Raw genomic sequence first — 19,732 nt, forward strand, 5'->3', positions numbered from 1 at the left:
CTTGGGTTACGTCAGGCTGTACGCCGGGCCGTAGAGCGCGGCGGGGTGGTTCTCGGTGTAGGCCCAGTAGCGGTCGCCGTAGGACCAGTGCCACCACTCGGTGGGGTAGTTGATGAGGCCGGCTGCGGTGAGTACGTCGGCCAGGAGGGCGCGGTTCGTGCGGGCCTCGCGGGTGATGTTGGTGGCTGCGAAGAAGCAGGCGCCGTTGCTTTGTTCGGGGGTGGCGTCGATCGGGGTGCCCAGGTCGAGGGGGCCGTTGGCGCCCACCAGGGTGAGGTCGACCGCCGCGCCGGCCACATGCGGTGCGACCTCGATCGGCGAGACGAAGCGGCTGGCGAGCACGTGTACGTCGGCTACGGAGATCCCGGGATGAAGCCGCTCGAGCTCCGAGCAGTACCCGTCCCAGATCTCCTGCTGGCTCTCGATCGGGCGCAGTCCCTCGACGACCTGCAGCCGGATACCCACCGGCAAGAACGTGTCGGCCACCGCGAGCCGATCGGCGACGGTCCCCCGTGCGAACTGGCGACCGGTCGTCAGCAGATCCCGTGTGTACAGGTCGACCAGTGGTTCGCCGTTTTCGATTGATGGGATGCTGGTGATGCGGTCGTCGCTCAGCAACACGGTCATGCGCGGGCCACCGCCGTGCGGATCAAGGTGTTGACGACCTCGGCGTACGACAGGCCGGCTGCGGCCCACATCCGGGGGAACTGCGATGCCGGTGTGAAGCCGGGGAACGTGTTGATCTCGTTGACGACCGGCTCGCCGTCAGGCGGTACGAAGAAGTCGACCCGGGCCAGCCCCTCGCAGCCGAGGACCTCAAAGACGTCGATCGCCGTACGTCGAAGTCGCACCGCGAGCTCGGGATCGACGCGGGCCGGTACGACGAACCGCGTCGCGCCGCTGTCGTACTTCGCGGTCGCGTTGAAGAACGGCTGCTCCGGATCCGCGTGGATCTCCAGCGCCGGCGCGGTCTCCACCCGCCCGTCCGGGAACTCCAGTACCGCGAGGTCGATCTCGCGACCGGCCATCTCCCGCTCCACCAGGACCTGCGGACCGAACGTGGCGGCTTCCGCGATCGCGGCCAGCAGCGTCGGCAGGTTCGTCGCGCGGGTCACGCCGAAACTCGAGCCGCCGTTCGCCGGTTTCACGAACAGCGGGAAGTCCAGCCCGGCCACCTTCAGCTTCTGTAGTGCCGCTTCGGTGTCGGTCAGCTCGGCGCCGCGCAGCGTGACACCCGGCGTCACCGGGATCCCGTGAGCCTTCAGAACCGCCTTGGTCAGGTGCTTGTCCAGCCCGACCGCGCTGGCGGCGATCCCGCTACCGACGTACGGGACGTGTAGCTGGTCAAGGAAACCTTGCAGGCTGCCGTCCTCGCCGCCTTCGCCGTGCAACGCCGGGATCGTGACATCGCACGCCTGCAGGATCTCGATCGCCTCGTGCTGCCCGTCCAACCAGTTGCCATCGGCATCGATCACCAGCGGGACCGCCATGTGGCCGAGCAGTTCGACCGCTTTCACGATGCCCTTGCCACTGGCCAGCGAGACGTCGTGCTCCGGACTCGCCCCACCCATCACCACCGCAACCTTCATCGGTCCCCCTCCTCGTAGCTCCTGCGCACTCGGGAACCGATGCCGCAGTAGATGTCGTGCGGGATCGTGCCGGCCCATTCGGCCCACTCGGCGGCGGTCGGCTCGCCGTGGGAGCCGTCGCCGAAGATCGTCACCGGTTCGCCGGGCTCGACCCCGAGGTCACCGGCGTCGACGACGAACTGGTCCATCGCGATCCGTCCGATCACCGGCATCCGTACGCCGCGGCACAGCACGCTCGCCTGCCGTACGGCGGCTCGCGGGACACCGTCGGCGTACCCGATCGGAACCAGGCCGATCGTGGTGTCCCGGTCCGCCACGAAGTCGTGCCCGTACGAAACCCCTTCGCCGGCGCGGATTCGCCGTACCTGGGTCAGCTTGCTCAGCAGCCGCATCGCCGGCCGCAACCCGATCCCCAGCTCGTCGATCCCGTACAGGCCGGCACCGATCCGGACCAGGTTCGTGTCCGGTGCGTCGAGGGTGATCGCCCCGGCCGAGTTGGCCAGGTGGACGACGCTCGGCCGCAGCCCGGCTCGGTGCGCGAGACCCACCCCGGTCCGCAGGAGCTGGAGTTGCCGCTTGCTCTGCACGGCGTCGGCGGAATCGCCGTGTGAGAGGTGCGACCAGATCCCGCGGACCGTGACGGCGCCGAGCGCCTCGTAGTGCGCCGCCGTTCGGGTGAGCTCGATCCACTGATCCGGTGCACTGCCGGCCCGGTGCAAACCGGTGTCCAGCTTGAGGTGCACGGAGTGGACGGACGGAGTGGAGACGACATGGTGCAGTTCGGCGACGGTCGAGACGCTGACGTCGACGTCCAGGTCGCCAAGCAGCATGAGTTCCGTGGCGTCGTACAGCCAGAGCAGGATCGGTACGGTCAGCCCGGCCGCGCGCAACTGCAGCGCTTCGTCGGCGTGCGCGACGCCGAGCCAGGTCGCGCCGGCCTCGACGGCCGCCCGGGCGACCGGTACGGCGCCGTGCCCGAAGGCGTCGGCCTTCACGACCGCCAGAACCTGCTGCGGAACACGTTTTCTGAAGCTGCGGATGTTGTCGCGGACGGCGGACAGGTCGACGACGGCCTCCGACAGTCCGGTGATCCCACGTGCTGCCGGGCGGTGGCGGGACTGAACCAGGGTCATACCCGTCATTGTTGTTTCTGGCAACGATCGGGATCATCGGAGTGCGGACGGATGTCTGCCTACGACCCTGGTATGACGGACCTCCTCCACAAGAATGAGCGATACTGGGCGGGTGCAAGCCACCGATCATCTGCAGGCGTCCTTGCAGGCCGCGATCGCGCTGGCCAACAGCTTCGGATCCGCCGAGCGGCAGGGTCGCCCAGCGGTTCCGCCGGACGCGGCGGCGGTCGACACCATCCTGCGGCTGACCACAAACCGCCCGCCGGCCGTCGATCCCGCCGACTACGCCGCCGGCGGGAAAACGCTGTACGACGCCCTCGGCAGCCTCCCCGACGTCGATCGAGCCGTCGAACTGGTGAACGCGCTGCTCAAGGACACCAAGGCCGCGCCGCAGCTGACCCGCGACGGGGGAGCGCCGTGGCACCTGCACTTCGGCAGCCCCGACGATGCGAACGGCTGGCTGGCCGAATTCGCGACCGCCGTCGCGATGCTGCTCGGGAGCGACGAGGCGGAACGGCTCCGCCGGTGCGGAGCCGACCGGTGCGACGACCTGTTCCTGGACTCGACGCGAAACGGGAACCAGCGGTTCTGCTCAACCGCGTGTCAGAACCGCGCCAAGGTCGCCGCTCATCGCACGCGGGCCCGCAACTCCTGATGCCGTGACCATGGTCGCCTCCGACGACCACCCGAGCTTGCGATAGAGATGGAAGCCGTCGGTCGTGGCCATCAACAGTCCGGTCCGGGCCCCACGCTCGAGCGCTCGTCCGGCCAGCGCGCCCATCACCACGCTGCCGAGTCCCCGTCGCCGGTACGCCGGATCGGTCTGGATGTCGTGCATGACGGCGTCGTCGCCGACGATTGCGACCATGCCATGCGCCGCGACGGTGCCGTCCATGACAATGCGAACGTACTCCAGCGGCCCGTCCGTCGAGGTCTCGGCCGTCGCGCGCGGGTGTGCGAGCAGGTCGATCGACATCAGCGTCTTCTGTTCCTCGAACGGCTGCGTCCCGGCAGCGGCCAGGAGGCGGGCGATCTCCGCGCCGTGCTGCGTGGTGACGGTCAGCCAGGTGTCCGCGGGCAGGTTCCGGGCCAGCCGGTCCACGGTCGTCGGGTCGTCGGAGCGGGTGAACAGTTCGCGGTCGCGCCCGGGGAGTCGCAGTACGGCGGCGTACGCGTCGTCGTACCCGATCACCGGCGCCAGGCCGCGGCACAGCCGCCAGCCTTCCAGCCATCGCCTCATCATGACGCCAGTGTAACTGGCTAGTGAGAAATAGCCAGTTACTCGATGCCGAGCACGAAGGTCTGGATCGCGACCACGGCCGCGCCCCGGGCCCACTCGCCGAAGTCGGCGGGCTGCAGGACCATCGACAGCTCGGCGGCGGACGGGTGCCGGTTGGCGTGCAGGCCCGCCAGCAGTTCGTCGTGCGCGACCTCGGCCAGCCGGACGCCTTCGCCGCCGAGCACGACCAGTTCGGGCATGGTGAAGTTCGCGGACGCCGCGATCAGTTTGCCCAGTGCGCGACCGGCCCGGCCCACGATCTCGCGCGCCGCGGGGTCGCCTTTCGCCGCGAGATCGAGCGCCTCGTCGTACCCGACCTCCCGGCCGAGCGCCGCGCCGACCTGGCTCGTGACGGCGCCGACCGTCAGCAGGCTGAGCGCACAGCCGCGGTGGCCGCGGTCGCAGCGCGGGCCGTCGTGCAGCAACGGGTGATGGCCGACCAGGCCGAGCGTGATGTCCGGACTGTCGACCACCCGGTTGTGGATGACGAGCCCGTACCCGACGCCGGCGCCGATCGTCAGCAGGACGAAGCGGTCCGAGTTCCGGCCGGCGCCGAACCAGTGGGTGGCCTCGACGAGCGAGGTCAGGTCGTTCGCGATCACGATCGGGACGTTCGTGTGCGCGGCGAGGAGCTCGCCGAACGGTACGTCGACCCAGTTCAGGTACTGCGCCAGGCGGACCTCGGACCGGTCGACGACGCGGCCGCCGAGCGAGACGCCGAGGCCGCTGACAGGCGTACCGCCCGGGACCTGGATCGCCAGCTCGTCGGTCAGCGCGAGCACCAGGTCGACGACCGCCGACGGCGTGGCGTCGGTGATCGGGCGCTCGACGGTCGCGAGGACGTCCGCGCGCAGCGTCGTCAGTACGCCGATCGCGGAGTCACCGGTGAGTTTGATGCCGACGAAGTGGTGGGCGTGCGCGTCGAGGTCGAGCGGCTGCGAGGGCCGGCCGACGCGGGCGTCCGTGGGGCCGCCCTCGACCTCGACCAGCAGACCGGACTCGACCATCGGTTTCGTCAGCCGGGTCAGGCTGCCGGGCGACAGGCCGACCCGGCGCGACAGTTCGGCGCGCGACAACGGCCCGTCCAGCAGGATCTCCAACGCGACCTGCCGCGAAGGCCCCGCCAACGGCCGCCACTCACCCATTGCGTCAGACTAGCGCGGGCTTGAGAGGGTGTCTGAGGACGCCGGGACGTGACCCGGTCCGCGGTACTGGCCGCACAAGTCCCGGCGTCAGGCTCACCCCGAAGTATGCAACCGTTTGAGGTGGGTGGCGTCGGGACAACGCTGTCAGATTCTCTTCAGTGCGGAAGCTTGCGCGTATCGATGAGTTGCTGAGCGACGTCGCGCAGTTTGGTGTTGGTGTCCTGCGAGTACCGCTTGAGAATCGCGAACGCCCGGTCGCCGTCCACGTCGAAGCGCTCCATCAGGATCCCCATCGCCTGACCGACCAGCTTCCGCGCGTCGACGGCCTCCGCCATCGTCTCCTCGTGCCGCGCGGACGCCACCGCCACGGACGCGTGCCGCGCGAGAATGTGCGCGATCGCCTCGTCGTCGGTGCTGAACGCGTCAGGCTCGGTGCTGTACAGCCCGAGCACGCCGACCGTACGCCGGGGCGTGTCACCGGTCGCCAGCGGTACGTCGAGCACGCTGCGGATCCCGAGCGCGGCGACCTTCGTACTCCACTCGGGCCAGCGCTCGTCGCAGGTCGTGTCCCGGATCAGGACCGTGGCGCGGTCGCGCAATGCCGTGACCAGCGGACCACTGTCCGCAGCGATCTGCAGCTCGTAGATGTCCGTGACGGCCTGATCCGTGACTGCGGCGATTTCGGCCTGTGAACCACGTGTGTAGAAAGCCACACCGGCGTACGTGCAGTTCACCGCCTGCAAGGCGAACTGCACCACGGCGTCGAGGGTCTCCTCGACACCAGGCGCATCGTGCAACTCGATCGCCAGCCGGGCAAACGTATCCGCCGAATGGGCAAGCTCAGGCTCAGTCACTGGAGGCTCCAGGGCATGGTCACGCAGTAAGGGCACAGCAATCATGCAGCCCAACCCGCCGCCAGCGTTAGCCGCCACGAAAACCCGCCACTCGGCGCCGCGAGACCCACCGCCGCGGCGGTCCCGATTACAGTGAGCGGCATGGCGGACGTCGTGGGTCTGTTGGGTGGGCGGACTGACTGGCGGCGGGGGTTTGCGGCGCCGATGCGGGCGTTTTTGCGGACCGAGGCGGGGAGTTCGGGGGTGCTGGCGGCCGCGATCGTGGCGGCGTTGGTGTGGGCGAATGTGGCGCCGGGGTCGTACGACGAGGTGTGGCGGACCGAGTTGTCGGTCGGGCTCGGGCCGGATGTGCTCAGTCTGCCGCTGCACGAGTGGATCAACAGCGGGTTGATGACGCTGTTCTTCCTGGTCGTGGGCCTGGAGGCGCGGCGGGAGTTCGATCTGGGCGATCTGCGGGATCGCAGCCGGTTCGTGCTGCCGATGCTGGCCGGGATCGCGGGGATGGTCGCGCCGGTGCTGATCTACCTGGCGTTCAACGCCGGCGGTCCGGGGTCGCACGGCTGGGGTGTCGCGATGTCGACCGACACCGCGCTCGCGCTCGGTCTGCTCGCGCTGGTCGGTCGTGGGGTGCCGGACCGTGTGCGGGTGTTCCTGCTGACGGTGTTCGTGGTCGACGACCTGCTCGCGCTGGTCGTGATCGCGGTCGTCTACAGCGCGGACATCCGGGTGATGCCGCTCACCGCGGCCGTCGTCGCGTTCGCGATCGTCCTGGTGCTCTCCCTCTTCCACGTCCGCAAGGCCTGGATCTACGTGATCCTCGGCGTACTCATGTGGGCGGCCCTCCTGGAGAGCGGCGTGGATCCGGTCGTCGCCGGGCTCGCGATCGGGCTGACGGCGCCGGCGTACTCGCCGGGCAGGGAGCAACTGGAGGAGGCGACCGGGCTGTTCCGGCTGTTCCGGGAACAGCCGACGCCGGAGCTGGCGCGGTCCGCGACCGTCGGACTGACCACGACGATCTCACCGAACGAGCGCCTCCAGTACCTGTACCACCCGTGGACCAGCTACCTGATCGTCCCGCTGTTCGGGCTCGCGAACGCCGGCGTCACGATCGACGCGGCGTTCCTCGGCCAGGCGTTCACGTCGCCGATCACGCTCGGCATCCTGCTCGGGTACATCGTCGGCAAGCCGCTCGCGGTGACGACGGTGTCCTGGTTGCTCGAACGTTTGAGCGGCGGGCGGATCCGGCCGGGGGTGGGCTGGGCCGCGGTCGTCGGCAGCGGGACGATCGCCGGCATCGGGTTCACGGTGTCGTTGCTGATCGCAACGATCGCGTTCGACGGGCCGCAGCTGGCCGAGGCGAAGGTCGGTCTGCTGTCCGCGGTGATCGTCGCGTCGGCGCTGACCTGGGCGGTGTTCCGCGCGGCCAAGCTGCTGTCCCCTCCGAAGAAGGCACTGGCGCTGCTGGGCAAGGCGGAGCAGCTGCAGGACCTGACGGACCCGGTGGATCCCGAGCGGGACCACATCCGCGGCCCGGAGACCGCGTCGGTGACGCTGGTCGAGTACGGCGACTTCGAGTGCCCGTACTGCGGAATGGCCGAGCCCATCGTTCGGGACATCCTGCAGGACGACGACCTGAGGTTCGTGTGGCGGCACCTGCCGCTGTCCGACGTGCACCCGCGGGCCCAGATCGCGGCCGAGGTCGCGGAGGCGGCGGCCGCGCAGGGGGCGTTCTGGGAGATGCACGACCTGCTGCTCGCGAACCAGGAGAAGCTCCAGCCGAAGGACCTGATCGGGTACGCGGAGCAGCTCGGCCTGGACGCCGACCGGTTGCACGACGACGTGAAGCGGCACGTGGCGGCGGCGCGGGTCGCGCAGGACGTTGAGTCGGCGGACACGAGCGGCGTGTCGGGTACGCCGACGTTCTTCGTGAACGGGCAGCGGCACTACGGGGCGTACGACGTGGAGACGCTGAAGCAGGCGATCAAGGTGGCACGGGCGCGCGCGAAGATCGGCGTGGCGGAATCTTGATGTACTAGGTCGTTTCTGCCACTGTTGTCGTACCGCCAGGTCGAAGAGGCTAGCCCCATGACCAAGCAGATCGATCAGGCCGCCGTCGCGCACTTCGCCGAGCGGCTGGCGTACGAGACGGATGTGTCCGATGTAGCCGCCGACATCGGGGCTGAAGTGCAGGGATGGGTGCTGATCGACAGCCGTAGTCAGGAGAGCTGGGACCAGGGTCATGTGCCGGGTGCCGTCCATCTGCCGACGCGGGAGATCGCGGCGCGGGCGGCGAGCGTCGTACCGAACGACGTCGCGGTCGTGACGTATTGCTGGGGACCCGCGTGCAACGGGGCGACGCGGGCGGCTCTGGAGTTCGCCAAGCTCGGGTATCCGGTGAAAGAGATGATCGGCGGGTTCGAGTACTGGGTCCGTGAAGGGCTGCCGGTGGAGACGGCCGACGGGATCGAGCGCCGCGAGTCCGACCCGCTGACGGCGCCGCGCGGGATCGCCTGCGCGTGCTGAAATCCCTGTGAGGGTTGAGTTTTACAAAGATTGAACTCGTCGTGGTGAAACGCTGACTCTCCGTGGGTTACCCTCGTGATGAACGTGCGCCCCCGCGTCGCGAGGAGACAGTGTGACCGATCAGCCGATGTATGACGGCGGGCTGGTCGCGCACGGGATCGACACCACCCGCCCGAGCGTCGCCCGCGTCTACGACTACTTCCTCGGCGGCAAGGACAACTACGAGTCCGACCGGCAGCTGTACCAGCAGATCATGAAGATCGCGCCCGAGGCGCCGGAGTGGGCGCGGGCCAACCGGCGCTGGCTCAGCCAGGTCATCACCTGGCTGGCCGGCGACGTCGGCGTACGGCGGTTCATCGACGCCGGCTCCGGCCTGCCGACCGCCGAGAACACGCACCAGATCGCCCAGAAAGCGAATTCCTCGGCGTCGGTCGTCTACATCGACAACGACCCGTCAGTCGTCGCGCACGGCCGGGCGCTGCTGGTGGACAACGACCGGACGCAGTTCACCGCCGCGGACCTGACCAAGCCCGACGAGGTGCTGGCGGACCCGGCGGTCGCCGAGCTGCTGGCCGGCGGGGAGCCGGTCGCGCTGGTGATGGCGCTGATGCTGCACCACATCTCCGACTACGAGCAGACGCGGGCGATCGCGCAGACGTACGTCGACGCGCTGCCGCCGGGGTCCTATCTGGCGATCACGCACGCGTGCAAACCGGGTGACGGCGGCCCGGTCGACGAACTGGTGACCGAGCTGGCCGAGAAGGTCCGGAGCGCGTTCCCGACGCTGGCGTTCCGGTCGGTCGCGGAGATCTCGTCGCTGTTCGGTGGGCTGGAGATCCTCGAGCCGGGGGTCGTGCGGCTGGCCGACTGGCATGTTCCGGACGGCCGGGTCGAGGACGACCCGCCGACCGGTGTTCGCGACGTCATCTTCGGCGGCGTCGCGCGCAAGTCCTGAACGGTTTAGCTCAGGCCCGCCAGGTAGTCGGCGTTGCCGCGGATCGCGGCCTCGTAGCGCTTGATCTCGGCGGAGTCGACCTTGTCGGCGATCACCAGCAGGAGCGTCGCGAGCGCCTTGTCCTTCATCCCGGCGGCGTGCAGGGTCAGCGCCTTGAACACCCGCAGCGAGTCCGACTCGGGGAACTCCGCGCACGCGCTCTTGAACATCGCGAGCGACTCGTCGAAGCGTTCGAGGTTGCGCAGCGTGCTGCCGTACTGCAGCAGGCACTTGCGGCGGGTCTCCCCGGTCAGCCCGGGCAGCGCGCGCTCGTAGTACCCGACGGCCGTCTCCTCGTCGCCGGCGGTGTCGTACGACCCGCCGACCTCGTACAGGACGTAGGGATTGTCCGGGTGCTCGGTCAGCAGCTTCTCGAAGAAGGCGATCGTCGGCCCCATGTTCGCCCGGTCGCGCCGCGCGAACGCCTCGTCGATCGTCGCCGCCAGCTCCGGTGTCAGTTCAGTTGTCACCTGTCCATCATGCCGCGTCGGCCCGGCGAGTCTGCCACGGCCATGACCCGGAGATCTCGACTTCGAGCGCGAAACTGAGCACGGTCCGGATCACCACGATCAGGCCCAGCACCAGCACGCTCTGCACGGACGTCTCGACGATGATCGTCCGGATGATGTCGCCGACGATCAGGATCTCCAGCCCGAGCAGGATCACGCGTCCGAGATTCACCCGCAGCTGCCGGTAGCTCCCGGTGCCCTTGCGGAGGACGTCGACGCAGTACCGCACCAGGACGACGGCGAGTCCGATCGCCATGATGACCACGCCGGCACCCTCGATCACCCGCGCGACATCGGCGAAGACCTGCTCGAAGTCCATCCCTCACAGTTACCAGTCAGGCAGCGGACTCGTCGTCCGGCTCGCCGGGCCGGATGTTCTGGTTCAGGTGGAACACGTTGTCCGGGTCGTACGCCGTCTTCAGCGCGATCAGCCGCTTCAGTGTCGCGGGCGGGAACGCGCGGTTGATCGGGTCGTCGTTCAGCGTGTTCACGTAGGCCCCGCTCGCGTACGGCGCCACCGCCGCGGCGTACCCGCGCAGCCTGCCGATCAGCTCCTCGTCCTCGGCCGGGTCCTCCCACCGGGTCGCGGTGACGAACTCGAACAACGTGTCCCGGTGGCTGAATGCAGCGTTTTCCTCCGGCACGTCGGCGATCGCCCCGCCGTACGCCTGCAGGCTCGCCGAGATCCCCGGATTGTCCACCAACGCGCGGATCGCCTCGTCGGGCAGCGACTTGAAGTAGTGACCTTTCCAATATCGCCGAAAACGGTGTCCTTGGACGTTGTCGTCCCGCGTCTGCAGCTTCAGGTACGTCGTCTCCTCGACCATCTCGCCGCTCACCGGCCCCAGCCCGCGGAACGCCGGCAGCAGGTCGTACCCGCCCTCGCCGACCCACACGTACCCGACCGTCACCGAGTCTCCCGTGATGTTGGCGGTGAACGTCGCTTCCCGTGGCGCGTCGACGTTCAGCTCCCGCCACGCGCGCAGTACGTCGAACCCTGCCGAGATCGGATACGTGAACTCGACGATCAGCGCCCGCGTCCCCACCTGGTGCAGCTGGAACTCGAACGACGTCACGATCCCGAAGTTGCCGCCGCCCCCACGCAGTCCCCAGAACAGCTCGGGGTTCTCGTCCGCGCTCGCCCGTACGACGTCACCGTCCGCGGTCACGACCTCGTAGGACACGACGTTGTCGCAGGACAGCCCGAACCGCCGCGCCAGCCACCCCATCCCGCCGCCGAGCGTCAGCCCGCCGACCCCGGTGTGTGAGACGTTCCCAGCCGTCGTCGCCAGCCCGTACTCCTGCGCCGCCCTGTCCAGCTCGCCCAGCAGCGCACCGCCCTGGACCCAGGCCCGCTGCGCCGACGGATCCACGCGGACCGCGTTCATCGGCGTCAGGTCGATCATCAGCCCGCCCTCAGGGACGGCGAGACCGGCGATGTTGTGCCCGCCGCAGCGGACCGCGATCTCCAGCCCGGCCGCGCGCCCGAAGCGCACCGCCTCGGCGACATCCGCGGCCGAAGCGCAGCGCGCGATCACGGCGGGACGGCGGTCGATCATCGCGTTCCAGACGGTGCGCGCCTCGTCGTACCCGGCGTCGCCGGTGCGCAGAAACTCGGTCATGGGAGCTCTCCTGGGTGATTTTGGTCTGTCCCATAACCCTGACAGTGCAGCGGTCCGCCGATAAGGTCCAGTTCTGTGAGCCGAATGAGGACCAGTTCCGGGGCCGGTGAGCTCCTGGTCGAGCTGCAGCGGGACAGCGGCGTGCCGCTGCACCAGCAGCTCGAGAGCGGGATCCGGACCAGGATCCGGGCCGGTCTGCTGCGCGCCGAGACCGTGATGCCGTCGACGCGCGCCCTCGCGCAGGACCTCGGCCTGTCCCGCGGCGTGGTCGTCGAGGCGTACCAGCAGCTCGTAGCGGAGGGGTACCTGATCAGCCGCGCCGGCGGGTACACGCAGGTCGCCGACATCGCCGTCGTCGAGGCTGCGAGCGCTCTGAAGACCGATGCAGGTCCGCCGCGGATCGACTTCCGCTACAGCCGCCCGGACGTCTCCGAGTTCCCCCGCGCCGCGTGGCTCCGGTCGGTACGGCGAGTGCTCAACGAGACGCCGTACCGCAGCCTGGCCTACATCGACGGACGCGGCACGGTCGAGCTCCGTACGGCGCTGTCCGACTATCTGAATCGCGTCCGCGGTACGGCGGCGCGCCCGGAGAACATGCTGATCTGCAACGGGTTCGCGCAGGGCTCGCGGCTCCTGCTGCAGGTGCTGGCCGCGCACGGGCGCCGGCGGCTCGCGGTCGAGGACCCGTCCGACAACGACCTGCGGGATGTCGCGCGGGCGGCCGGGCTCGAGGTGGTCGGCGTACCGATGCTGGAGACGGGCATCGACGTCAACGCGTTGGAGCGGTCGGGTGCGGACGTCGTACTCGTGACGGCCGCACATCAGTTCCCGACCGGAGCGGTGGCGTCGGCGGAGACCCGGGCGGCGCTGGTCGCGTGGGGCGGACTGGTGATCGAGGACGACTACGACGCGGAGTACCGCTACGACCGGGAGCCGATCGGCGCCATGCAGGGGCTCGCGCCCGACAACGTCGCGTACGCCGGGACCGCGAGCAAGACGCTGGCGCCCGGGCTGCGGCTGGGGTGGCTGATCCTGCCGACGTGGCTGGTCGAGCCGATGGCGCAGGCGAAGCTGATGGACGATCGCGGGTCGCCGGTGTTCGATCAGCTGGCGTTCGCGGATTTCGTGGCGCGCGGCGAGTTCGACCGGCACCTGCGGCGGATGCGGCCGAGGTACCGGACGCTGCGGGACACGCTGGTCGAGCGACTGGCGGCGCGGCTGCCGGAACTCGAGCCGGTGGGCATCTCGGCCGGGCTGCACGTGATGACGTGGCTGCCGCCCGACCTCAGCGAGGATGCGTTGCGCTCCGCGGCCCTGCAGCGCGGGCTCGGCGTGTACGGGCTGGCGCCGTACTGGGTGTCAGGAGAAGGGCCTGCCGGGCTGGTGTTCGGGTACGGGTCGCTCTCCCAGAAGGAAGTTGTCGAGGGCATCGAGTTGCTCGCGGACGTGGTCGCCACCGTCCGCGGACGATGAATAACTATCCATTCCGTTGCAATTCGATCCGGACGGTTCTACCCTTGGTGGAGTGATCGCCGAAGCTCGTATGGATGCCCTGATGAACCAAGGCTGGCCCGCCGCGCACAGCACCGAGCTGGACGGCTGGCTGGTCCGACACAACGCCGGGGTCACCCTGCGAGCCAACTCGGTGCTGCCCGCGAGTGCGCCGTTCGACCTCGACAGGGCCTTGGAATACGTGGAGAACCTGTACGTCGCGCACGACATCAGGCCGTCGTTCCAGATCAGCCCGGCGGTTCAGCCGAGCGACCTGGACGCCCACCTCGCAGCGCGCGGGTACGAGCTCCGCAACCCGACGCTGGTGCAGTGCGCGGCGATCTCCGACGTACTCGCGAAGCTGCCCGCGCCGACGTTCGTCGTGGATATATCCACGACGCCGTCGACCGGCTGGACGGACCGCTGGTGGAGCGTCGACGGTCGCGGGGACGACTCCCGCCCGATCGCGGAGCAGATCCTGGTCCGCGGGAAGGCGCTCTACGCGATGGTCCCGGACGGCGCCCAGGCGAAGGCGATCGGCCGGCTCGCGCTCGTCGACGACACGGCGGGCCTCTACTGCCTCGCCGTCGACGAACGCTTTCGCCGCCAGGGCCTCGCCTCCGCGGTCATTCACGGTTTGTTGCAGGCGGCAACAACCAAGTGGGTGTGGCTGAGCGTCCTCGAGGACAACGAGCCGGCCCGCGCCCTGTACGACCGCCTCGGATTCCGGACCGTCTCGCGCTACCACTACCGCGTCAAAGCGTGACCTTCTGCAGGTGATCGAGGACGACGAACTCGGCGCCGGTCTTCTCGACGGACGTGCGGAGCGGAGTCAGGTCCGTCCACGGGATGCCAGGGTCGTCGAGGGGCTTGTCGAAGTCGTCCCAGTGCGTGGCGATCACCTTCCGGACCGGCTTGATCGTCTGCAGCAGCCGATCGGTGATGCCGGGCTCGCCGCCCGGAGCGGCCAGTACGACGTCGACCTGGAGGCCGCGCAATGCGTTCGGGTCGAAGTTCGCCGTACTGAGGCTGAGGATGCGCAGGCCGGCGATCGTGATCACGAACGCGAGCGTGCCGCCCTCGACCAGGTCCTCGATGTGGCGCGGGCGCGGCGGGACGGCGTACCGGTAGCCCGGGTACGCGTACGTGTGCCGCTTGCCGCCGCAGGAGTGCAGCGACGGGAACACCTCGATCGTGAAGCCCTCGAACGGCAGGTACTCGCCGCCGCGGACCGCTGAGAGCAGGTCGTTCGGCGTCTTCATCGCGCGCAGCATGTTCGCGTGCGTCTCGGTGCAGAGCACGGTGGCCTGCGTCTTCTTCGCGACGTACGGTACGTCGGCCATGTGGTCGTAGTGCCCGTGGTGGACCAGGATCGCGTCGGCGGTGCTCAGGTGCCGGTCGATCACGTCGGGCTTGATCACCAGTTTCGTCTTCGGATCGGCGCCCTCCGGCGTGAACGTCCCGGTGTGGAAGCGCGTCAGCCACGGATCGGTCAGTACGACGCTCTTGCCGCACCGGATCTGCCACGCGTGCGTCCCGAACCAGGTCAGCTCCACCGGCTCCCTGGCCTCCGGGGTTGTTGTCGCCGCCTCACTCTGGTTCTCGAGCCCGACCGCCCCGACCACGCCCGCGGCACCGGCCGCCGCCGCGCCTGCCAGCATCCCTCTCCGACTCACCTTCACGCTGTTTCCTCTCGTCGTCTGAAACGTCAGTCAAGGCGAGCGCTATGGAGCGTGTCGAATATGCTCTTGCGTATGAAGCGATTGGCTGGAGATATCACTGCAGGTCAGTCACGTCATGATCACTGAAAGACATCTGCAGATCTTCATCGCGCTCGCCGAGGAGCAGCACTTCGGCGACGCGGCCCGGGCCGTCGGCATCACCCAGCCGCCGCTGTCCCAGGGCCTGCGCCGCCTGGAGGCGCTGGTCGGCGCGAAGCTCTTCGAACGCGGTGCCGGCGGCGTCGCACTCACGCCCGCCGGCGTCGCGCTGCTGCCCTATGCCCGGCGAGCACTGACCTCGATCGAGGAACTGCACCAGGCGGCGATCGCGCGCGATCCGGAAGGTCCCGAGATCCGCCTCGGTCTGGCGCCCGAGGTCCCGCCGTCGGCGGGTGCGGCGGTGGCGGCGGCCTGCGGTTCGGCGATTCCGGGCAGTCGGGTGACGGTGGTGACCGCGCCGACGAGTTCGCTGGTCAATCAAGTCGGTACGGGCCGGTTGACGTTGGCCGCCGTACTGCATCCCGCGGTACTGGATGGCCTCGAGGCCGGGCCGGTGTCACTCCTGCCGACCTGGGCGCTCGTGCCGGCGTCGACCGTCGACACTGAGGTCGTGGCGCTACGGCAGCTGAAAGGGTTGCCGATCGCGGTGCGGCCCCGGGCCGAGGCGCCGGCCGCGCGGGACCTGTTCCTGGACACGTTGGCGTTGCACCGGCCTGACGGCGGGACGGTCGTGGTGACCGACGAACGCGCTGGCCTGGCGATGGCCGCGGCCGGCCAGGCGATCGTGGTGACGGCAGACCCGGCACTGATCGCACCGGGCGTCGGGCGGCATCGACTGGCCGACGATCCGCTGCCGCTGCGTCTCCGCCTTGTGTGGTCGAGGACGCGTACGCCGTTCCTCCGCCCGAACGACGTGATGGCTCAGCTCACGGAAGCGCTGGCCTCGTGAACGCCCGGATCCGTGGGATCTTCGAGGACGCCGGTGTCCGCGGCTGGATGCACGCGATCTCGCTCGACGAGCCTGAGGCGAGTGTCGAGCTCGACGCGGACGTCGTCGTACCGCTGGCGTCGGTCTACAAGCTGCCGCTGCTCGCCGGATTCAGCCGGCTGGTGGACCTCGGCGAGCTCGATCCGCGCGAGCAAGTGACCCTCGAGCCGGCGTCGCGGACCGCCGGACCGACCGGGCTGTCCATGTTCGCGGACCCGGTTACGGTGTCGCTGCGCGATCTGGCCCTGTCGATGGCGACGGTGTCGGACAACGCGGCCGCCGATGCGCTGCTGGACATCGTCGGGCTGCGCCGGCTGGCCGGAATCCTGGAGTCCTTCGGCTTGCGCCGCACCTGGGTCCGCCGCGGCACGGCGGCCAACCTGCGAGACCTGCAGCGCCGTACGGGCGCCGACAACGCGGATGCGGCGCTCGCCGTACTCGCGGACAACGACCGGACCGACCCGATCGGCGTGTACGAGGCTGCGAACGGGTCAGCGGCCAGTGCGCGCGACCTGACCTTGCTGCTGCGGCAGTTGTGGGCGGGGGAGTTGCTGTCGGCCGAGCAGACCGAGTTCGTCAAGGCGACGATGCACCGGCAGATCTTCCTGCAGCGGGTGGCCTCCGGTTTCCCGCACGACGGCGTACGGATCGCGGGGAAGACCGGAACGTTCGGCGCGCTGCGGCACGAGGCGGCGGTGGTCACCCTGCCCGACGGGGCGGCGTTCGCGATCGCGATCCTCACGCTCGCCGCCCGCGGCGACTTCCGCCAGCCACGCGTCGAGGCCGCGATCGGCGAGGCGGCCCGGGTCGCAGTCGACGTACTGCGTTAGACGATCGCGAAGGCCTCGATCTCGAGCAGAGCCAGCGGACTGAACAGGGACGCCACCTGCACCGCGGAACTCGCGGGCTTCGGGCCCGGGATGTATTTGTCGCGGACGATCCGGATCTCCGGCAGGTAGTACATGTCGGTGACGAAGTACGTCAGCTTCACCACGTTCTCGAACGTCGCGTCGGCCGCTGTCAGGCAGCGCGTCAGGTTCGCGAACACCTGCTCCGCCTGCGCCGCAGGGTCGTCGCGGCCGACGAACTGCCCGTTCGCGTCCAGTGCGACCTGCCCGGAGATCGCCACCCACTGGCCGATTCCGGTCACCACATGGCTGTACCCGTTGCCCGGCGCAACCCCGTTCACCTGCGGATAGTCCAACTCAGTCATGGACCAGATATACCCCGGACGGGGTTGAGAAACCGGTTTCCATCGGGAGAGGATACGGGGGTGGGACGGACACCGAAGGACTCGATCACGATTGCCGACGTCGCGCGGGCGGCGGAGGTGTCGCGGGCGACCGTGTCCCGGGTGATGAACGGGCGGCTCAGTGTCGCACCCGAGATCGTCGCCCGGGTGCGCGCCGCGGCGGAGCGGCTCAACTACCGGCCGAGCGACCTCGCCCGGAGCCTGTCGCTGGGCCGGACGAACATGGTCGCGCTGGTCGTCCCGGACCTCGGCAACCCGCTGTTCCAGCAGATCCTGCGCGGCATCACGAACGCGTCCGCGGCGGCCGGGTACAAGGTGCTGGTCGCCGAGACCGACGAGGACCCGGACGCCGAGGCGGCGATCGCGATCGAGGCGCGGCGCCGCTGCGACGCGCTGATCATGGTCTCGCCGCGGATGGACGAGGAGGCGTTGCTCGAGCTCCTGCCGCAGGTGCAGCCGGTGATCCTGGTCAACCGTCAAGGGCCGGCGGAGGTGGCGTCGGTGGTCGTCGACTACGGCCGCGGCGTACGGATCGTCGTCGATCACCTGGTCGGTCTCGGGCACCGACGGCTCGCGTTCCTGTCCGGCCCGGCGGCGAGCGCGTCGAACGTGCTGCGGCTGCAGGCGCTCGCGGTCGCCGAGCGGGAGATCCCGGGGCTGGAGCTCGTCCGGCTCGAGTGCGGCCGGTCGATCGAGGACGGGTACGCCGCCGTGGAGCGGGTGCTCGACGCGCAGGTCACCGCGGTCGTCGCGTTCAACGATCTGGTGGCGTTCGGGTTGCTGGCGCGGTTGAACGAGGTCGGGGTCGCCGTACCGGACGATCTGTCGGTGACCGGGATGGACGACATCGGCCTCGCGCGGTTCGCCGTACCGTCGCTGACAACCGTGCGGGTGCCGCAGACGGACCTCGGCGAGCTTGCGTGGCAGCGGATGCACGCGTCGATCAGTGGGTCTTCGGATGGCGTTGACGCCGTACCTGAGTTGCGGCTGGCGGTGCGGGCGAGTACCGGTCCGGTGCCGCCGGAGCCGCGGATGCAGGGCGACGGTGCGGCCGACCGGATCGGGTGGCAGCAGCAGGGGGACATCTTCGCGCTCGGAAGTTCGGAGGGGCTGCTCGCGCGGTACGAGTTCGGCCGGCGGATGCCGCAGGTGCACGCCCCGCGGCCGTACCTGCACCCGGTCCGGACGCTCGCCGGGCACCCGCTGACCGAGGTCAGCCCGGTCGACCATCGGCACCACTACGGGCTCTCACTGTCGATCGCGCAGGTCAACGGCACCTCGCACTGGGGCGGCCGGACGTACGTCCGTGGTCAAGGCCCGACCCTCCTCACGAACCACGGTCAGCAACGCAGCCGAGGCGTCACCGTCGACCGTCATGAGCTGGTCGACGACATCACCTGGTACGACGAACAGGGCCGGCCCCAACTGGTCGAACGCCGGCGCCTCACCGGTGATCTCGCCTTCGGTGGCTGGCGCCTTGACTGGCACAGCGTGCTGACCGCCCGGTACGGCTCGATCCGGATCGACAGCCCGGCGACCTGTGGACGCGAGGGCGCAGGGTACGGCGGGATCTTCTGGCGACTGCCGTCCGGAGCGACGACCGTGCTGAGCGCCGACGGCGACGGGCGGGACGCGGCCTTCGGATCGAGCAGTCCGTGGCTCGCCCTCGTTCAGGGTGGTGTCAGTCTGCTGTTGTTCCAGCCGGAGCGGGTGCGGCCGTGGTTCCTGCGCACCGCCGAGTACGTCGGCGCGTGCCCGGCGCTCGCGTGGGACGAGCCGTTGACGTTGCAGCCGAACCAGGACCTGACGCTGTCGCTCACCGCGCTCCTGCTGGACCGTGCGGTGGACGCGGCGGAGGCTAAAACGTTGGCAGGCCAGTTGTAGGCGACGACGCCAGCGCCGACTGCCATCTCTTCGGCACACGGCCGGCGAGGCGTGCGTTCCGGCCTGCCGAGACGGCGTCGCGCATCGCGGCCGCCATCAGGGCGGGCTTCTCCGCGCGGGTCACCGGGGTCGCGAGCATCACGGCGGCGCAGCCGAGTTCCATCGCGAGCGCGGCGTCACTCGCCGTACCGATGCCGGCGTCCACGATCACCGGGACGTTCGCCGCCTCGGCGATCAGCGCGATGTTGTGCGGGTTCCGGATCCCGAGCGCCGAACCGATGGGTGCGGCCAACGGCATCACGGCCGCACAACCGGCCTGCTCCAGGCGGCGGGCCAGGATCGGGTCGTCGTTCGTGTACGGCAGCACGGTGAAACCGTCGGCCACCAAGGCGTCCACGGCATCGAGCAGCTCGACCGGGTCCGGCAGCAGCAGATGGTCGTCGGCCACGACCTCGACCTTGATCAGGTCGGTCCCGAGCGCCTCACGGGCCAGCTTCGCGGTCAGCACGGCCTCGGCCGCGGTGTGGCAGCCGGCCGTGTTCGGCAGGACGTCGATACCGTGCTTCTTCAGGACGTCGAGCACCGAGCCCTCGTGCCCGGTGCCGAGGCGGCGCATCGCGACCGTGGTCAGTTGGGTGCCGGAGGCAATCAATGCCTCCTCCATCACTTCCAGGTTGGCCGAACCGCCGGTCCCCATGATGAGTCGCGACGTGTACGTCCGCCCGCCGAGCTCCAGTGGATCATCCAT

Annotated in this window: 21 protein-coding genes; 9 read left to right on the top strand and 12 right to left on the bottom strand. The window is 69.5% G+C overall.

Annotation, left to right across the window (positions count from 1 at the left end; genetic code table 11):
• Window positions 1-6: 6 nt before the first annotated feature.
• From E0H92_RS36530 to alr, 3 genes are read right to left on the bottom strand one after another with little or no spacing between them, the layout of a single operon-like run.
• On the bottom strand, window positions 7-627 hold the full coding sequence (locus E0H92_RS36530) for a M15 family metallopeptidase (protein WP_131499429.1): 621 nt from the start codon (window positions 625-627) through the stop codon (window positions 7-9).
• Window positions 624-1,589, bottom strand: a complete 966-nt coding sequence (locus E0H92_RS36535; protein ID WP_165550184.1) for a D-alanine--D-alanine ligase family protein — start codon at window positions 1,587-1,589, stop codon at window positions 624-626. The genes E0H92_RS36530 and E0H92_RS36535 overlap by 4 nt, the downstream gene beginning before the upstream one ends.
• On the bottom strand, window positions 1,586-2,722 hold the full coding sequence (alr, locus tag E0H92_RS36540) for an alanine racemase (protein WP_131499431.1): 1,137 nt from the start codon (window positions 2,720-2,722) through the stop codon (window positions 1,586-1,588). Before alr ends, E0H92_RS36535 begins: the two co-directional genes overlap by 4 nt.
• A 112-nt stretch (window positions 2,723-2,834) precedes the next feature.
• On the opposite strand from alr, the gene E0H92_RS36545 reads away from it, so the two are divergent.
• On the top strand, window positions 2,835-3,377 hold the full coding sequence (locus tag E0H92_RS36545) for a CGNR zinc finger domain-containing protein (RefSeq protein ID WP_165550185.1): 543 nt from the start codon (window positions 2,835-2,837) through the stop codon (window positions 3,375-3,377).
• On the opposite strand, the gene E0H92_RS36550 is transcribed toward E0H92_RS36545, so the two are convergent.
• The 3 genes from E0H92_RS36550 to E0H92_RS36560 all read right to left on the bottom strand — a co-directional run bounded on the left by E0H92_RS36550 (window position 3,315) and on the right by E0H92_RS36560 (window position 6,000).
• The gene (locus tag E0H92_RS36550; protein WP_131499433.1) at window positions 3,315-3,965 is read right to left on the bottom strand and encodes a GNAT family N-acetyltransferase; all 651 of its coding nucleotides are present in this window, start codon (window positions 3,963-3,965) and stop codon (window positions 3,315-3,317) included. The genes E0H92_RS36545 and E0H92_RS36550 overlap by 63 nt on opposite strands.
• Window positions 3,966-4,000: 35 nt before the next feature.
• Window positions 4,001-5,146 carry an ROK family transcriptional regulator gene (locus E0H92_RS36555; RefSeq protein ID WP_131499434.1) on the bottom strand — a complete coding sequence of 382 codons (1,146 nt, stop codon included), beginning with the start codon at window positions 5,144-5,146 and terminating at the stop codon, window positions 4,001-4,003.
• A 155-nt stretch (window positions 5,147-5,301) separates the two neighbouring features.
• The gene (locus E0H92_RS36560) at window positions 5,302-6,000 is read right to left on the bottom strand and encodes a GAF and ANTAR domain-containing protein (RefSeq protein ID WP_238173751.1); all 699 of its coding nucleotides are present in this window, start codon (window positions 5,998-6,000) and stop codon (window positions 5,302-5,304) included.
• 141 nt (window positions 6,001-6,141) lie between these two features.
• Here E0H92_RS36560 and nhaA point away from each other — a divergent pair, with 141 nt between their 5' ends.
• The 3 genes from nhaA to E0H92_RS36575 all read left to right on the top strand — a co-directional run bounded on the left by nhaA (window position 6,142) and on the right by E0H92_RS36575 (window position 9,478).
• Window positions 6,142-8,028 carry a Na+/H+ antiporter NhaA gene (gene nhaA, locus E0H92_RS36565; protein ID WP_131499436.1) on the top strand — a complete coding sequence of 629 codons (1,887 nt, stop codon included), beginning with the start codon at window positions 6,142-6,144 and terminating at the stop codon, window positions 8,026-8,028.
• Window positions 8,029-8,085: 57 nt separating this feature from the next.
• Window positions 8,086-8,523 carry a rhodanese-like domain-containing protein gene (locus tag E0H92_RS36570; RefSeq protein ID WP_131499437.1) on the top strand — a complete coding sequence of 146 codons (438 nt, stop codon included), beginning with the start codon at window positions 8,086-8,088 and terminating at the stop codon, window positions 8,521-8,523.
• Window positions 8,524-8,635: 112 nt separating this feature from the next.
• Window positions 8,636-9,478 carry an SAM-dependent methyltransferase gene (locus tag E0H92_RS36575; RefSeq protein ID WP_202873997.1) on the top strand — a complete coding sequence of 281 codons (843 nt, stop codon included), beginning with the start codon at window positions 8,636-8,638 and terminating at the stop codon, window positions 9,476-9,478.
• Between the two features lie 5 nt (window positions 9,479-9,483).
• Here the strand turns inward: E0H92_RS36575 and E0H92_RS36580 are convergent, their stop codons facing one another.
• The 3 genes from E0H92_RS36580 to E0H92_RS36590 are packed head-to-tail and all read right to left on the bottom strand — an operon-like array spanning window position 9,484 to window position 11,648.
• The gene (locus E0H92_RS36580) at window positions 9,484-9,987 is read right to left on the bottom strand and encodes a tetratricopeptide repeat protein (protein WP_238152568.1); all 504 of its coding nucleotides are present in this window, start codon (window positions 9,985-9,987) and stop codon (window positions 9,484-9,486) included.
• 7 nt (window positions 9,988-9,994) lie between these two features.
• Entirely contained in the window at window positions 9,995-10,345 is a 351-nt protein-coding gene (locus tag E0H92_RS36585; RefSeq protein WP_131499438.1) for a DUF1622 domain-containing protein, read from the bottom strand.
• 16 nt (window positions 10,346-10,361) lie between these two features.
• Window positions 10,362-11,648 carry an FAD-binding oxidoreductase gene (locus E0H92_RS36590; protein WP_131499439.1) on the bottom strand — a complete coding sequence of 429 codons (1,287 nt, stop codon included), beginning with the start codon at window positions 11,646-11,648 and terminating at the stop codon, window positions 10,362-10,364.
• Between the two features lie 84 nt (window positions 11,649-11,732).
• Here E0H92_RS36590 and pdxR point away from each other — a divergent pair, with 84 nt between their 5' ends.
• Window positions 11,733-13,121: a MocR-like pyridoxine biosynthesis transcription factor PdxR gene (pdxR, locus tag E0H92_RS36595; RefSeq protein ID WP_238173752.1), complete on the top strand. Its 1,389-nt coding sequence runs from the start codon at window positions 11,733-11,735 to the stop codon at window positions 13,119-13,121.
• Between the two features lie 82 nt (window positions 13,122-13,203).
• Window positions 13,204-13,905, top strand: coding sequence for a GNAT family N-acetyltransferase (locus E0H92_RS36600; protein WP_165550186.1), 702 nt, complete (start codon window positions 13,204-13,206; stop codon window positions 13,903-13,905).
• Here E0H92_RS36600 and E0H92_RS36605 read toward each other — a convergent pair.
• Window positions 13,895-14,821 (bottom strand): MBL fold metallo-hydrolase, encoded by a 927-nt coding sequence (locus E0H92_RS36605; protein ID WP_238152566.1) that lies wholly within the window; start codon window positions 14,819-14,821, stop codon window positions 13,895-13,897. The genes E0H92_RS36600 and E0H92_RS36605 overlap by 11 nt on opposite strands.
• 115 nt (window positions 14,822-14,936) lie before the next feature.
• On the opposite strand from E0H92_RS36605, the gene E0H92_RS36610 reads away from it, so the two are divergent.
• A complete protein-coding gene (locus E0H92_RS36610) occupies window positions 14,937-15,809 on the top strand; it encodes a LysR family transcriptional regulator (protein WP_131460782.1) in 873 nt (290 codons plus the stop codon).
• Complete coding sequence (locus E0H92_RS36615; RefSeq protein ID WP_131499442.1) at window positions 15,806-16,678, top strand: serine hydrolase; 873 nt, start codon at window positions 15,806-15,808, stop codon at window positions 16,676-16,678. The genes E0H92_RS36610 and E0H92_RS36615 overlap by 4 nt, the downstream gene beginning before the upstream one ends.
• Here E0H92_RS36615 and E0H92_RS36620 read toward each other — a convergent pair.
• The gene (locus E0H92_RS36620) at window positions 16,675-17,061 is read right to left on the bottom strand and encodes a RidA family protein (protein WP_131499443.1); all 387 of its coding nucleotides are present in this window, start codon (window positions 17,059-17,061) and stop codon (window positions 16,675-16,677) included. The genes E0H92_RS36615 and E0H92_RS36620 overlap by 4 nt on opposite strands.
• Window positions 17,062-17,121: 60 nt before the next feature.
• Here E0H92_RS36620 and E0H92_RS36625 point away from each other — a divergent pair, with 60 nt between their 5' ends.
• Complete coding sequence (locus E0H92_RS36625) at window positions 17,122-18,984, top strand: DUF6807 family protein (protein ID WP_202873998.1); 1,863 nt, start codon at window positions 17,122-17,124, stop codon at window positions 18,982-18,984.
• On the opposite strand, the gene E0H92_RS36630 is transcribed toward E0H92_RS36625, so the two are convergent.
• The gene (locus tag E0H92_RS36630; protein ID WP_131460778.1) at window positions 18,959-19,732 is read right to left on the bottom strand and encodes a thiazole synthase; all 774 of its coding nucleotides are present in this window, start codon (window positions 19,730-19,732) and stop codon (window positions 18,959-18,961) included. The genes E0H92_RS36625 and E0H92_RS36630 overlap by 26 nt on opposite strands.

It is taken from the genome of Kribbella speibonae, from assembly GCF_004331375.1.
GTDB classification, from domain to species: domain Bacteria; phylum Actinomycetota; class Actinomycetes; order Propionibacteriales; family Kribbellaceae; genus Kribbella; species Kribbella sindirgiensis.

Bases quoted from the DNA above. Each gene is read 5' to 3' on its own strand.
- E0H92_RS36530 (WP_131499429.1), bottom strand. From the start codon at position 627: ATGACCGTGTTGCTGAGCGACGACCGCATCACCAGCATCCCATCAATC.
- E0H92_RS36535 (WP_165550184.1), bottom strand. From the start codon at position 1,589: ATGAAGGTTGCGGTGGTGATGGGTGGGGCGAGTCCGGAGCACGACGTC.
- alr (WP_131499431.1), bottom strand. From the start codon at position 2,722: ATGACCCTGGTTCAGTCCCGCCACCGCCCGGCAGCACGTGGGATCACC.
- E0H92_RS36550 (WP_131499433.1), bottom strand. From the start codon at position 3,965: ATGATGAGGCGATGGCTGGAAGGCTGGCGGCTGTGCCGCGGCCTGGCG.
- E0H92_RS36555 (WP_131499434.1), bottom strand. From the start codon at position 5,146: ATGGGTGAGTGGCGGCCGTTGGCGGGGCCTTCGCGGCAGGTCGCGTTG.
- nhaA (WP_131499436.1), top strand. From the start codon at position 6,142: ATGGCGGACGTCGTGGGTCTGTTGGGTGGGCGGACTGACTGGCGGCGG.
- E0H92_RS36570 (WP_131499437.1), top strand. From the start codon at position 8,086: ATGACCAAGCAGATCGATCAGGCCGCCGTCGCGCACTTCGCCGAGCGG.
- E0H92_RS36585 (WP_131499438.1), bottom strand. From the start codon at position 10,345: ATGGACTTCGAGCAGGTCTTCGCCGATGTCGCGCGGGTGATCGAGGGT.
- E0H92_RS36590 (WP_131499439.1), bottom strand. From the start codon at position 11,648: ATGACCGAGTTTCTGCGCACCGGCGACGCCGGGTACGACGAGGCGCGC.
- pdxR (WP_238173752.1), top strand. From the start codon at position 11,733: ATGAGGACCAGTTCCGGGGCCGGTGAGCTCCTGGTCGAGCTGCAGCGG.
- E0H92_RS36600 (WP_165550186.1), top strand. From the start codon at position 13,204: ATGAACCAAGGCTGGCCCGCCGCGCACAGCACCGAGCTGGACGGCTGG.
- E0H92_RS36610 (WP_131460782.1), top strand. From the start codon at position 14,937: ATGATCACTGAAAGACATCTGCAGATCTTCATCGCGCTCGCCGAGGAG.
- E0H92_RS36620 (WP_131499443.1), bottom strand. From the start codon at position 17,061: ATGACTGAGTTGGACTATCCGCAGGTGAACGGGGTTGCGCCGGGCAAC.
- E0H92_RS36630 (WP_131460778.1), bottom strand. From the start codon at position 19,732: ATGGATGATCCACTGGAGCTCGGCGGGCGGACGTACACGTCGCGACTC.